The following is a 13,112-nucleotide window of genomic DNA, read 5'->3' as shown; positions in this document are numbered from 1 at the left end:
CTTGCCACTAGAATAGACGGCCTTGCACCGTCGTTAAGCACCAGCGCATGTCCGTCTCCACGTTCGACCTGTTCAAAATCGGCATTGGCCCCAGTTCCTCGCACACCGTCGGCCCGATGCGCGCGGCCGAACGTTTTGTCCACCGCTGGCTGCTGGACCCGGGCCAACTGCAGGCCACCGTGCGCATCCGCGCCGAGGTGTTCGGCTCGCTGGCCCTGACCGGGCGCGGCCACGGCACCGATACGGCCGTGCTGCTGGGCCTGGAAGGGCATCGCCCCAACCTGATCGATCCGGACATCATCCCGGCCACGCTGGCACGTATCCGCAGCGAAAAGCGCATCAACCTGATGGGCCAGCAGGTCATCGCCTTTGATGAAAAGCGCGACCTGGCCATGAACAAGCGGCAGAAGCTGCCCTACCACACCAACGGCATGCGCTTTACCGCCTTCGATGCCAATGGCGAGGTCATCGCCACCCGCGACTATTACTCGGTGGGCGGCGGCTTTGTGGTCAATGCCGATGACGCGGCCGATGACCGCATCGTGCCCGACCAGACCCCGCTGCCCTACCCGTTCAAGAGTGGCGATGAACTGCTGGCCCAGTGCGCACGCAGCGGCCTGTCCATCGCCCAGCTGATGTTCGAGAACGAGAAGTGCTGGCGCAGCGAGGAGCAGATCCACCAGGAGCTGCGCCAGATCTGGGATGCGATGCAGGCCTGCGTCAACCGCGGCATCCGCTCCGAAGGCACCCTGCCCGGTGGCCTGAAGGTCGGCCGCCGTGCCCCGGCCCTGCACCGCGAATTGTCCGCGCGCCCGGAAGCGGCCATGCGCGACCCGCTGACCACCCTGGACTGGGTCAACCTGTACGCCCTGGCCGTGAACGAGGAGAACGCAGCCGGTGGCCGCGTGGTCACCGCACCGACCAATGGGGCGGCCGGCATCATCCCGGCGGTGCTGCACTACTACGACCGTTTCTGCCCCAATGCCGACGAGCAGGGCGTGTTCAACTTCCTGCTCACTGCCGCGGCGATCGGCATCCTGTACAAGGAAAACGCCTCCATTTCCGGCGCCGAGGTCGGCTGCCAGGGCGAAGTGGGCGTGGCCTGCTCGATGGCCGCCGGCGGCCTGATGGCCGCACTGGGCGGCAAGCCCGGGCAGATCGAGAATGCCGCCGAAATCGGCATGGAGCACAACCTTGGCCTGACCTGCGACCCGATCGGCGGACTGGTGCAGATTCCCTGCATCGAGCGCAATGCGATGGGCGCGGTCAAGGCGATCAACGCCACCCGCATGGCCATGCGCGGTGACGGCAAGCACAAGGTCTCGCTGGACAAGGTGATCAAGACCATGCGCGACACCGGCCGCGACATGCAGGACAAGTACAAGGAAACCAGCCGCGGCGGTCTGGCGGTCAACGTCATCGAGTGCTGATCTCCGCCAGCGGCAGCTGCGCCGCCTCAACACGGCGCTGACATCGCTTGCGCAACAGTCCCCTCAAGGCCGCCTGCGCGGCCGTTTGGGGATGCGATGTTGAAACGCCGTTGCTGCCGGCCCCTGCCCGGCGTGCTGCTCTTTCTCTGTCTGGCCCTGCTGGTGCAGGGCCTGATGGCATTGCCTGCCCGGGCGCAGCAGTCCCTGCCAGCGTTCCAGCAGCTGGCCCACGACCGCTGGACCATGGATGACGGCCTGCCCTTCCCTGGCGGCTATGAGCTGGCCATCGACAAGGATGGCTTCCTGTGGCTCGGCTCGATCGCTGGCCTGGTCCGTTTTGACGGCCAGCATTTTGTTGTCCACGACCGCAGCAATACCCCGGCCATGCAGGGCAACCTGATCCGCGGCATTGCCAGCGACGGCACCGGTCGGCTGTGGGTGGGGACCGAACGCGGGGTGATCTTCCGCCAGTCCGGCCGTTTCCAGGCGCTGCCGGCCCTGGCCGACCGCAACGTGTATGCGCTGGGCGCCGATGACAGCGGGGCGATGCTGCTGAGCAACGACGATGCGGTGTACAGGGTCGGCCCGGACCTGGCCCTGGAAAAAATCCTGGCCCTGGGCTCGGTGCACCTGCACCTGTCCCATGCCGGCAGCAACTGGTATGCCAGCACCGACGGACTGTACAGCGAACACGATGGCCAGCTGCAGGCGCAGCAACTGCCGGGCCTGGGCCGTGGCCATGTCGGCCGGCTGCTCAGCCAGGGCGATGCATTGCTGGCCGGCAGCACCAACGGCCTGTACTTCCTGCAGGACGGCCAGTGGCAGCGCCATCCCGATCCGGCCTTGCACAAGCGCATCCTGGCCATGACTGACGATGGCCAAGGCAATGTCTGGATCAGCACCGAGCACCTGCTGATGCGCCTGCGCGGCAGGCAGTTGATCGAGCGGGTGGACGTCAGCGAGCTGGCTCCGGCCACCCGGGCCATGCTGGTCGACCCGGCCGGCAACCTGTGGATGGCCAGCCACACCGATGGCCTGCACCGGTTCTGGGCCGGTCTGGGCGGTTACCTGCCCATTGCCCATGAACCGACACAGGCACAGTTCCTGTGGGCCGTGGCGGAGTGGAAAGGTGACATCTACACCGCCGGCACCTATGGCCTGGCCCGTGTTGAACACGGGCGCCAGCGTACCCTGCCTGAAAGCGCCGGCCTGCCCATCATCTACAGCCTGCACCCGGAGGCGCAGCAGCTGCTGCTGGGCACGGTACGCGGCGTGTACCGCCATGACGGCCAGCAAGTGCAGCCGGTGGCAGCCCTGGCGCCTCTGGCCGACACCCGCAGCAACACCTTCCTGCGTGATGCCGACGGCACCCTGTGGATCGGCACCTCGCGCGGGCTGTACCGGCTGGACCGGCAACAGCGGCTGCAGCGCCTGAGCGGTACCGACAACAGCACCCGCTGGGAGATCCGCGCCCTTCTGCGCAGCCGCGACGGCACCCTGTACGCCAGCGGTGACCTGGGAATCTGGCAGGTCACCGACGATGGCCTGCAGCTGCTGCCCCTGCCCCACCCCAACCCGGGCATCTATGCCCTGCTGGAGCTGGATGACGGCCGCCTGCTGGCCGGTGCGCGTGGTACCGGCCAGCTGTATCTGCATGATGGCCAGCGCTGGCTGTCGCTGGACCAGACCCGCGGTATTCCTCGCAACGAGGTGTATGCACTGGTGGCCGATCCGCAAGGCGGGGTATTGGTCAGCGGCCTGCGCGGCGCCTATCGCCTGGACGCCCGGCAACTGGCCCTGGCCAGCACCCAGCCCAATGCCATGCTGCGGGTGCAGCCCGGGTTGACCCTGCACAAACGCCAGACGCCAGGCCAGCAGGTGGTGTGCTGTGTCGGCGGTGGTGATGGCCGCGGCCTGCTGCACCAAGGCCGCTACTACCTGCCCGCCTCACAGGGGCTGTATACCCTGGATACCCCCATGCGTGATGGCAGCGGCAGCAGCCAGCCACGGATCGAACTGATACAGACCGGCCAGGACAGCCATCTGCCCGATGCCCGGCCACTGCGGCTGGGCGCCGGCGAACGCGACCTGAGCATCGGCTTTTCGGTTCTCAACCTGTCACCACTGCACTGGCCGCGTGTGCTGTACCGCCTGGAGGGCTACGACGACCACTGGCAGGAACTCACCGCCGATGCCGCGCCACTGGTGCGCTATACCAACCTGCCGGCCGGCAGCTACCGCTTCCACGTGACCGACGCGGCCAGTGGCGCACGCACCGCCAGCCAATCCTTCCAGATTGCCCCGGCCTTCCACGAAACCGCTTGGTTCAAGGCGTTGGCGGTACTGGGCTGTCTGGCCGTGCTGGGCATCAGCCTGCTGCTGAACAACCGCTGGAACCAGCAGCGCAACCGGCACCTGGAGGCCCTGGTCAACCACCGCACCCAGGACCTGGCCCAGGCCAATGCCCGCCTGGACGCCCTGTCCCGCACCGACCCGTTGACCGGGCTGAACAACCGCCGGCATGCCGCCACGGTGATTCCACAGCGGATGCGTCTGGACCCGGACAGCCGCACGGCGCCATCACAGCATCTGTTCGTCCTGATGGACGTGGACCATTTCAAGGCAATCAACGACCGCCATGGCCATGAAGTCGGCGATGCGGTACTGGTGGGCATTGCCTCGCGCCTGCGCCAGCAACTGCGCCAGGGCGATTGTCTGGCGCGCTGGGGGGGCGAGGAATTCCTGATGGTCTGCTTTGACCTGCCAGCCGAGGAACATGTGGCGGTGGCCGACCGCTTGCTGGCTGCGGTCAACCAGCACCCGTTGATGATTCCCGGGGTGGCCACCCTGCCGGTCAGCGTGTCGCTGGGGCTGGCCCTGTTGCCTGCCCTGCCGGCGGGTCAGGCCGAGCGCTGGAAGGACGGCATCTGCCAGGCTGACACCGCCCTGTATGCCAGCAAGCAGGCCGGGCGCAGCCGCTGGACCTTGTACCGGACGGAGCTGCAGGCCGTACGTACCGGCTGAAAGCCTGCCGCCACCACTGAGCGTGCCGGCTGCCTTGCGACCGGCACGCCGGATTCAGGCCGACAGTGCCAGCCGATCGGCCGCGTCCACCACCACCGCCTCAGCCGCTGCCTGGGCCCGGTCCAATCCGGCCGACAGGTCCAGCAGCAGGTCCGCACACGCTTCAATGCCCACCGACAAGCGCAGCAGACCATCGCCGATGCCGGCCGCCTGTCGGGCCTGGGCGCTCATCGCGGCGTGGGTCATGCTGGCCGGATGGGCCACCAGGCTCTCCACCCCGCCCAGTGATTCGGCCAGGGTGAACCAGCGCAGGCCATCGACGAAGGCCTGTACGGCAGCGTGGCCACCGTGCAGCTCGAAGGACAGCATGGCGCCGAAACCGTGCTGCTGACGTGCTGCCAGGGCATGCCCGGGATGGCAGGCCAGACCCGGCCAGTGCACCGCCGCCACTGCATCATGCCCGGCCAGCAAGTGCGCCGTGGCAGCCGCATTTTCCTGGTGCACACGCAGGCGCGCATCCAGGGTGCGCAGGCCACGCAGGGTCAGCAGCGCATCGAACGGGGCGCCGGTCAGGCCCAGGGCATTGCCCCACCATTGCAGCTGCTCCTGCACCGCCGGATCGGCGGCAATCACCGCCCCCCCCACCACATCACTGTGGCCGTTGATGTACTTGGTGGTGGAATGCAGCACCACGTCCGCGCCCAGCGCCAAGGGCCGCTGCAGGGCCGGTGACAGGAAGGTGTTGTCCACCACCACCAGGGCCCCCACCTGATGCGCCGCCTTGGCCACCGCCGCCACATCGGTGATGCGCAGCAGCGGATTGGACGGGGTTTCCACCAGCACCACGGCCGGCTGCCGGGCCAATGCCGCGGCCAGTGCCTGCGGATCGGTCAGATCGGCGGTGATCAGTTCGAACTGGCCCTTGGCCGCCAGCGCATTGAACAGGCGCCAGCTGCCGCCGTAGGCATCGTGCGGCACCAGCAACCGCTGGCCCGGCGCCAGCAGCGCGTGCAGGACCAGCGCAATGGCGGCCATGCCCGAGGAGGTCACCACCGCGCCGGCGCCGCCTTCCAGTTCGGCCAGGGCCTGGCCAAGCAGGTCGCGGGTCGGGTTGCCGCTGCGGCTGTAGTCGTAGGTGCGCTTGCCGCCCAATCCGTCAAAACTGAAATTGGAGGACAGCACCAACGGCGGGGTCACCGCACCGAAGGCGGTATCGCTGTCAATGCCGGCGCGAACGGCCAGCGTGGCCGGGGCGGGACAACACGTTGCAACGCTCATGCGGGATCTCCAGGCAGGGTCAGGGCGCTGGCCAGCAGCGCGTTGATACGGTCGGTTTCCTTCAAAAATGCGTCATGGCCATAGGCCGAGCGCAACACCCGCAGGGTGGTCGGGCCGGCCAGACCCTCCACCAGCGCCACCATGTCCGACAAGGGCACCAGGCGGTCGCCCTCAACGGCGATCACCGTGGCCGGCACCCGCACCCGGGCCGGGTCCACGCGGTGCAGGTCGATCGATTCGGACAGGCGCACGAAGGCGGTGGTCGGCACCTGGCTGACAAAGCGGGCCCCGGCCGCGTCCAGGTAATCCTCCGCCGGCACCCGCACCCGGCCATTGACCAGTTCCGGGGCGGCGGCAAAGCGCTCGTCGAACTCCTCCGGGGTGCGGTAGCTGAGCATGGCGAACTGGCGTGCCAGGGCCAGGCCATGGCCATCACCGCACTGCAGCTGGCCCAGGGCCACCGCGCGCCGTTGCAGCGCACGCCAGGCACTGGCATAGGGATGCGGGCGATGCGCGCCGCTGACCACCACCAGGCGCTGCAGCAGTGCCGGATGGCGGGCAGCCAGTTGCAGGCCGACCAGGGCGCCGTAGGAATAGCCGACGAAGGCGGCCAGGCGGGCGATGCCCAGGCTGGGCAACAGGCGGGCGATCGCATCGGCCTGGTCGGCGGTATCGATGGGCAGGTCCAGCTGGCCGTCACCGCCCAGGTAATCCAGCGACAGCAGCTGCCAGCGCTGCGGGTCCAGGGCCTGCCCCGGCCCGACCAGACCTTGTGCCCAACCGGCCTCGGGCCAGTGTGCATTGCCGGCCAGGTGGCGATGGGCAGAAATGCCGCCGGCCACCAGCACCACCGGCGCATGCGCCGGCCCGTGCAGCTGGTAACGCACGTCCACCTCCCGGCGGCCGCCATGACGCAGCTCCAGGCTCATGCGCTGGCTGCCACGGATGGCGGTGATCGAGGGACTATCCAGTGAGGCAAGCGCGGCAGACATGACAGACTCCAGCAAAGGAAGAAACCATCAAGACCGCACAACAGCCGTCCGTACCGGGGGAGAGAAGTACGGACCATCTGCCGGCAGACCACATGGCTGCCGAAGGATTTGGCACCAACACACGACACGCAGGTCGTGCTGGCTGCCCCGGCTTCATCGGGCCTGTCCCTCTGCCGGTCTTGATGGTGGCCACAGCATGCCAGCACCGATTAGGCAAGTCAATCGCTTTATCGTGATGGAGCGATAAATGATTCAGCGCCCAACTTGACCTGCCCGTGCTGGGCAAGCTGCCGGCCCGGTGCGATGCTTGCCGCATGCCTGTTGCCCGCACCAAAGCCCTGCTGTTGACCAGCCTGCTGCTGGCCAGCGCACCCATCGCCGACAGCCTGGCCAGCAAGCCTGCGCAACAGTGGCGCGACGGCTGGGGCCTGGCCGCCACGTCCCTGCCGGCCGGCAGCGACACCCCCGCCACCGTCCTCAAGCTGCAACCACGCGGCCAGAACGTGCAGGTCTGGGCCGAACACGGTGCCCATGGCCCTCACCTGCTGCGCCTGCGCAGCCGCGCCGGTGCCAGCGACACGATTGCCCCACAGCAGCGCCTGATCTCAGGGCCCGGGCGCCAGCTGCTGGCCGAACTTCCCGCCGGCCCGGCCTATGCACTGGAACTTGAGGCCCTGCCCGGCCGGCCACTGGCGGCAGCGGCCGCACATGCCTACGCCCTGCCCTTCGACCCGGCAGCCGGCGTACGGGTGCACCAGGCCGCCCATGGCAGCGCCAGCCACCATGACCTGCAGAACCGCCATGCCTGGGATTTCGCCCTGGCCGAAGGCAGCGTGGTGCTGGCTGCACGTGGCGGCCGGGTCATGGCCACCCATGGCAGTGCCTGCTGCCCGAGCCGCGTGCCCGGCGATGGCGGCAACTGGGTCCGTGTCGAACATGCCGATGGCAGCATGGCCATCTACGCCCACCTGCAGCCTGGCAGCCTGCAGGTGCGTGCCGGCCAGGCCATCAGCACCGGCCAGGCCCTGGCCCGGGTCGGCAACACCGGCTACAGCACGGCCCCGCACCTGCACTTTGCGGTGCAGCTCAATGACGGCCAGGCCCTGCGCAGCATCGGCATACACATGAACGGGCCGCAGGGCCGGCTGCAGGCGCCGGCCGGCAACGCTGCGCCCTGACCGCTATAATCGAACGTTTCATCGCAGACACGGCGCCCGCGCGGGCGCGGGAAGCCCTATGTCCCAAGTTGCCACCGAAGCCGAGCGTCGCCGCACGTTCGCCATCATTTCCCATCCTGACGCCGGCAAGACCACGCTGACCGAAAAGCTGCTGCTGTTCGGCGGCGCGATCCAGATGGCCGGCTCGGTCAAGGGCCGCAAGGCGGCCCGCCACGCCACCTCCGACTGGATGGCGCTGGAAAAGGAGCGCGGCATCTCGGTGACCTCCTCGGTGATGCAGTTCCCCTACGAGGGCAAGATCGTCAACCTGCTCGACACCCCGGGCCACGCCGACTTCGGCGAGGACACCTACCGCGTGCTGACCGCGGTGGACTCGGCGCTGATGGTGATCGACGTGGCCAAGGGCGTGGAAGAGCGCACCATCAAACTGATGGAAGTGTGCCGCCTGCGCGACACCCCGATCATGACCTTCATCAACAAGCTCGACCGCGAGGGCAAGGACCCGATCGAGCTGCTGGATGAAGTGGAAACCGTGCTGGGCATCCAGTGCGCACCGGTGACCTGGCCGATCGGCATGGGCCAGCGCCTGAAGGGCGTGGTCCACCTGATCAGTGGCGAGGTGCACCTGTACGAACCGGGCCGCAACTTCACCCGCCAGGATTCGACCATCTTCGCCTCGATCGACGATCCGGGCCTGGCCGAGAAGATCGGCGCACAGATGCTGGCCGACCTGCGTGACGAACTGGAGCTGGTGCAGGGTGCCAGCCACAGCTTTGACAAGGCGGCCTACCTGCGTGGCGAACAGACCCCGGTGTTCTTCGGTTCGGGTGTGAACAACTTCGGCGTGCAGCCGTTGCTGGACTTCTTCGTCGCACACGCCCCGGCGCCGCAGTCGCGCGCCAGTACCGGGCGCACCGTGGTCTCCAGCGAAAGCAAGTTGACCGGCTTCGTGTTCAAGATCCAGGCCAACATGGACCCGCAGCACCGTGACCGCGTCGCCTTCATGCGCGTGTGTTCGGGCAAGTTCACTGCCGGCATGAAGACCTTCCATGTGCGCAGCGGCAAGGAAATGAAGCTGGCCAACGCGCTGACCTTCATGGCCTCCGATCGCGAGATCGCCGCCGAAGCCTGGCCGGGCGATGTGATCGGCATCCACAACCACGGCACCATCTCCATCGGCGACACCTTCACCGAAGGGGAGAACATCAACTTCACCGGCATCCCCAACTTTGCCCCGGAGTTGTTCCGTCGCGCCCGCCTGAAGGATCCGCTCAAGCTCAAGCAGCTGCAGAAGGGCCTGGCCCAGCTGTCGGAGGAAGGCGCCACCCAGTTCTTCCGCCCGATCATGTCCAACGACCTGATCCTGGGTGCGGTGGGCGTGCTGCAGTTCGACGTGGCCGCCTACCGCCTGAAGGACGAATACGGCGTGGAAGCGGTGTTCGAGCCGGTCTCGGTGACTACCGCACGCTGGGTCACCTGCAGCAATGAAAAGAAGCTGGAAGAGTTCCGCGAGAAGAACGCCAACAACCTGGCCCTGGATGCGGCCGGGCACCTGGTCTACCTGGCACCGACCCGCGTCAACCTGCAGCTGGCCCAGGAACGCGCACCGGATGTGCGCTTTGCCGCCACCCGCGAAACGGCCTACACCCAGGGCAGCCTGTAAGCCCATCGCGCATGCTCCGGCCTGGTGGGCTGGAGCATGCAGCGACACAAACCGGCAACACAGCCACTTGCTGCAACGCGGTAGGATGGATACCCCCTCATGTACGGCTGGTTCCATGACCTCGATCGCGTCGATCCGCGAGGAAATCGCCAACGCCCTCACCCACGGTCTGGCCGCCGCCGCTGCCCTGGCCGGTGGCGCGGTGCTGATCACCCTGGCCAGCATCTACGGCGATGGCTGGCAGCTGGCCAGCGCGATTGTCTTCGGCGTCACCCTGTTGCTGCTGTACACCGCCTCCACCCTGTACCACGCGATCCAGCATCCGGTGTCCAAGGGCCGCCTGAAGGTCTTTGACCACTGCGCGATCTACCTGCTGATTGCCGGCACCTACACCCCGTTTACCCTGATCGGCCTGCGCGGCCCCTGGGGATGGGGCCTGTTCAGTGCGATCTGGACCCTGGCCATTGCCGGGGTGATCTTCAAACTGTTCTACACCGGCCGTTTCAAGCGCCTGTCCACCCTGATCTACATCGCCATGGGCTGGCTGGTACTGGTGGCGATCAAGCCGATGTGGCACTCGCTTGACGGCTGGACCCTGGGCTGGCTGTTCGCCGGTGGCGCCTTCTACACCCTGGGCACGATCTTCTACCACCGCGAGTCGATCCCGTACTCGCATGCGATCTGGCACATGTTCGTGATCGCCGGCAGCGTCTGCCACTTCGTCTCGGTCAGCGCCCAGATCCTGTAACGGTTCTCGCCCCGGACATAAAAACGCCCCGCATGCGGGGCGTTGTGTTTACTGCCCGCCGGCATCCGTGGCCGGCCCATCCTTGCCAGGAACCGTGCCGGCCTGGCCGGGCAACCAGCTGTCGATCAGATACAGCGGCCGCTGCTTGGCTTCCTCATACAGCCGCCCCAGGTATTCCCCGATCAGGCCCAAGGCAATCAGCTGCACCCCACCCAGCAGCAGGATCACCGCCATCATCGTCGGCCAGCCGGCCACCCGGTCACCAAACAGCAGGGCCTTGCCGACCACCCAGATCGCAAAGCCGAAGGCCAGCCCGGCCGTGGCCAGGCCCAGGTAGGTGGCCACCCGCAATGGCGCGGTCGAAAACCCGGTAACCCCGTCCAGGGCGAAGTTCCACAGCTTCCACAGGCCGAACTTGCTGTCACCGGCCATCCGCGGCTCGCGCCGGTACGGCAGGGCCACATGGCGGAAACCGACCCAACCGAACAGGCCCTTCATGAAGCGCTGGCGCTCGCGCAACTGGCGCAGCGCAGCCAGTGCGCGCGGGCTGAGCAAGCGGTAATCGCCGGTATCAGCCGGGATCGGTGTGTGCGACAGGCGCCCGATCACCCGGTAGAACCCGGCCGCCGTGGCCCGCTTGAGCCAGCCCTCGCCATCGCGGGCGATACGCGTGCCATGCACGTTGTCATAGCCCTGCTGCCAGAGCGCAACGAATTGCCCGAGCAGCTCCGGCGGGTCCTGGCCATCGGCATCCAGGATCAGCGCTGCCCCCTGGGTGACCTGGTCCAGGCCGGCGGTCAACGCGACCTCCTTGCCGAAATTGCGCGACAGGCGCAGCAAGGCCACCTGCGGATCGGCCGCCGCCAGCGACTGCAGCACCTGCCAGGTCGCATCGCTGCTGCCGTCATCCACATACAGCACCCGCCCGTGCAGACCGGGCACTGCCGCCAGCGCGGACTGGATACGCGGATGCAGCAACGGCAGGGTCTGTGCTTCGTTGTAGGCCGCCACCACCACGGTCAACTGCAGCGCCGTTGGCAGCAGGGCCTCGGCCTGCCTGGCTTCCCCTGCAACGGTCACCTGCCTGCCTCCAGATAGCCCGGCCCGCCCAACTGGCGCACCTGGCGTTCGATCCAGCGTGCCCGGCGCTGCACGTAAGGGCCCGGCTGGGCCGCGTTGTAGCGCTTGGGCGCCGGTAGCACGGCAGCCAGGCGTGCACACTGGCCACTGTTCAGACGCGCGGCATCGCGGCCGAAGAACCTGCGCGAGGCCGCCTGCACCCCGTACACGCCATCACCGAACTCGGCGATGTTGGCGTACATCTCGATGATCCGCGACTTCGGCCACAGCAGCTCGACCAAGGCCGCATACCAGGCCTCCAGGCCCTTGCGCAGCCAGCTGCGCCCCTGCCACAGGAACAGGTTCTTGGCCACCTGCTGGCTGATGGTGCTGCCGCCGCGCAGCTTGCCGCCGCGCTCGTTGTGGGCCAGCGCCTTGCTGATGGCCTGGGTGTCAAAACCGCGATGGAAGGGGAACTGCTGGTCCTCGGCGGCCACAAAGGAGATCGGCAGACAGGCAGCCATCTGCTCCCGGTCCACCCAGTCATAGGCCAACAGGTTGCGCTCCGGGCCACGCACCAGGCGCTGGACCTGGTCAATGGCCATCACCATTGAAAACGGCGGATCGACAAAACGCAGTACGGCCACCTGCAGAATGCTGAACAGCACCAGCACTACCGGCACAATCAGCACCCATCGCCACCTGCGCCGACGCTTGCCTGCCGGCTGCCCCGTCCCCATATCCTTTCCACCTGTCTACCCGCATTGGTCCCCCATTATCGACCAATGCCTGATCTCCCGGATGCCCCGATGACCACCAATAACGACCAGCTTGTCCGCTTTTTGCTGCCCGAGGCGGGCGTACGCGGCGTCCATGTCCAGCTCAAGGCCAGCTGGGCCGAGTTGCTGTCCCACGCCCACTATCCGTCGGCCGCCACCGAGCTGCTGGGCCAGGCCCTGGCCGCCAGCGCCCTGCTCACTGGCCATATCAAGGTCGACGGCCGCCTGTCGCTGATGCTGCGCAGCCCCGGCCAGCTGCGCAACCTGTTTGCCGAATGCACCGCCGCCGGCCACGTGCGCGGGATTGTCCGCCTCCAGGACGGCCAGGATGCACCGCGCGAGCTCAACAACCTCGGCGATGGCGCCCTGCTGGCCATGACCATCGAAAACCCGGGCCTGGACCCGCGCGAACCACAGCGTTACCAGAGCTTCATCAACCTGGGTGCCGCCACCCTGGACGGGGCGCTGGAAGACTATTTCCGCCAGTCCGAGCAGCTGCCCACCCGCCTGCTGCTCACCGCCGACGGCAACGGGGTTGCCGGCCTGATGCTGCAGAAACTGCCGGGCGACGAGGGCGACGCTGATGGCTGGACCCGCGCCGGCGCCCTGTTCGACACCCTCGGCCAGCAGGAACTGGCGCAGACCGATGCCGCGACCCTGCTGCACCGCCTGTTCCACGAGGAAGGCGTGGAGCTGGTCGGCGACAAGCCGATGGCCTTCGCCTGCTCCTGCTCGCAAGAGCGCGTGGCCGGCATGCTGCAGTCCCTTGGGCATGCCGAAGCACTGGCCGCTGCCGAAGACAATGGCGGGCAGATCGAGGTGCGGTGCGAGTTCTGCGCGCGCGAATATCACTTCTCCTTGACTGATCTGAACCTACTGTTCAGCCAGGACCCGGTCACCGCCCCACCCTCTGCCCAGCTCCACTGAGCCGGCAAATATGTAACCAAGGTCGCTATCTGGG

General features: G+C 67.4%; 10 protein-coding genes and 1 riboswitch. Of the genes, 6 read left to right on the top strand and 4 right to left on the bottom strand.

Annotated features, from left to right (window positions below; genetic code table 11):
• Positions 1-47 precede the first annotated feature (47 nt).
• Positions 48-1,430 carry an L-serine ammonia-lyase gene (locus ABB30_RS13100; protein ID WP_057638770.1) on the top strand — a complete coding sequence of 461 codons (1,383 nt, stop codon included), beginning with the start codon at positions 48-50 and terminating at the stop codon, positions 1,428-1,430.
• 174 nt (positions 1,431-1,604) lie between these two features.
• A complete protein-coding gene (locus tag ABB30_RS13095) occupies positions 1,605-4,454 on the top strand; it encodes a ligand-binding sensor domain-containing diguanylate cyclase (RefSeq protein WP_152980742.1) in 2,850 nt (949 codons plus the stop codon).
• Between the two features lie 54 nt (positions 4,455-4,508).
• Here ABB30_RS13095 and metB read toward each other — a convergent pair whose 3' ends face one another.
• Complete coding sequence (gene metB, locus ABB30_RS13090) at positions 4,509-5,732, bottom strand: cystathionine gamma-synthase (RefSeq protein ID WP_057638768.1); 1,224 nt, start codon at positions 5,730-5,732, stop codon at positions 4,509-4,511.
• Positions 5,729-6,724 carry a homoserine O-succinyltransferase MetX gene (gene metX, locus ABB30_RS13085; protein WP_057638767.1) on the bottom strand — a complete coding sequence of 332 codons (996 nt, stop codon included), beginning with the start codon at positions 6,722-6,724 and terminating at the stop codon, positions 5,729-5,731. The genes metB and metX overlap by 4 nt, the downstream gene beginning before the upstream one ends.
• 70 nt (positions 6,725-6,794) lie before the next feature.
• A riboswitch (SAM riboswitch) is annotated at positions 6,795-6,913 on the bottom strand.
• Between the two features lie 125 nt (positions 6,914-7,038).
• Between metX and ABB30_RS13080 the strand changes: the two genes are divergently transcribed.
• The 3 genes from ABB30_RS13080 to trhA all read left to right on the top strand — a co-directional run bounded on the left by ABB30_RS13080 (position 7,039) and on the right by trhA (position 10,313).
• The gene (locus ABB30_RS13080) at positions 7,039-7,902 is read left to right on the top strand and encodes a M23 family metallopeptidase (protein ID WP_083489874.1); all 864 of its coding nucleotides are present in this window, start codon (positions 7,039-7,041) and stop codon (positions 7,900-7,902) included.
• Between the two features lie 58 nt (positions 7,903-7,960).
• Entirely contained in the window at positions 7,961-9,565 is a 1,605-nt protein-coding gene (locus ABB30_RS13075; protein WP_057638765.1) for a peptide chain release factor 3, read from the top strand.
• 115 nt (positions 9,566-9,680) lie between these two features.
• Entirely contained in the window at positions 9,681-10,313 is a 633-nt protein-coding gene (gene trhA / locus ABB30_RS13070) for a PAQR family membrane homeostasis protein TrhA (protein ID WP_245626509.1), read from the top strand.
• Between the two features lie 48 nt (positions 10,314-10,361).
• Here the strand turns inward: trhA and ABB30_RS13065 are convergent, their stop codons facing one another.
• Together ABB30_RS13065 and mtgA are read right to left on the bottom strand one after the other, a co-directional pair.
• The gene (locus ABB30_RS13065; protein ID WP_057638763.1) at positions 10,362-11,393 is read right to left on the bottom strand and encodes a glycosyltransferase family 2 protein; all 1,032 of its coding nucleotides are present in this window, start codon (positions 11,391-11,393) and stop codon (positions 10,362-10,364) included.
• The gene (mtgA, locus tag ABB30_RS13060; protein ID WP_057638762.1) at positions 11,390-12,112 is read right to left on the bottom strand and encodes a monofunctional biosynthetic peptidoglycan transglycosylase; all 723 of its coding nucleotides are present in this window, start codon (positions 12,110-12,112) and stop codon (positions 11,390-11,392) included. Before mtgA ends, ABB30_RS13065 begins: the two co-directional genes overlap by 4 nt.
• A gap of 69 nt (positions 12,113-12,181) precedes the next feature.
• On the opposite strand from mtgA, the gene hslO reads away from it, so the two are divergent.
• Positions 12,182-13,078: an Hsp33 family molecular chaperone HslO gene (gene hslO, locus ABB30_RS13055; RefSeq protein ID WP_057638761.1), complete on the top strand. Its 897-nt coding sequence runs from the start codon at positions 12,182-12,184 to the stop codon at positions 13,076-13,078.
• Positions 13,079-13,112: the final 34 nt, after the last annotated feature.

The organism is Stenotrophomonas ginsengisoli, assembly GCF_001431485.1.
Lineage (GTDB): Bacteria > Pseudomonadota > Gammaproteobacteria > Xanthomonadales > Xanthomonadaceae > Stenotrophomonas > Stenotrophomonas ginsengisoli.
This window is presented reverse-complemented; position numbering and strand designations above follow the sequence as displayed.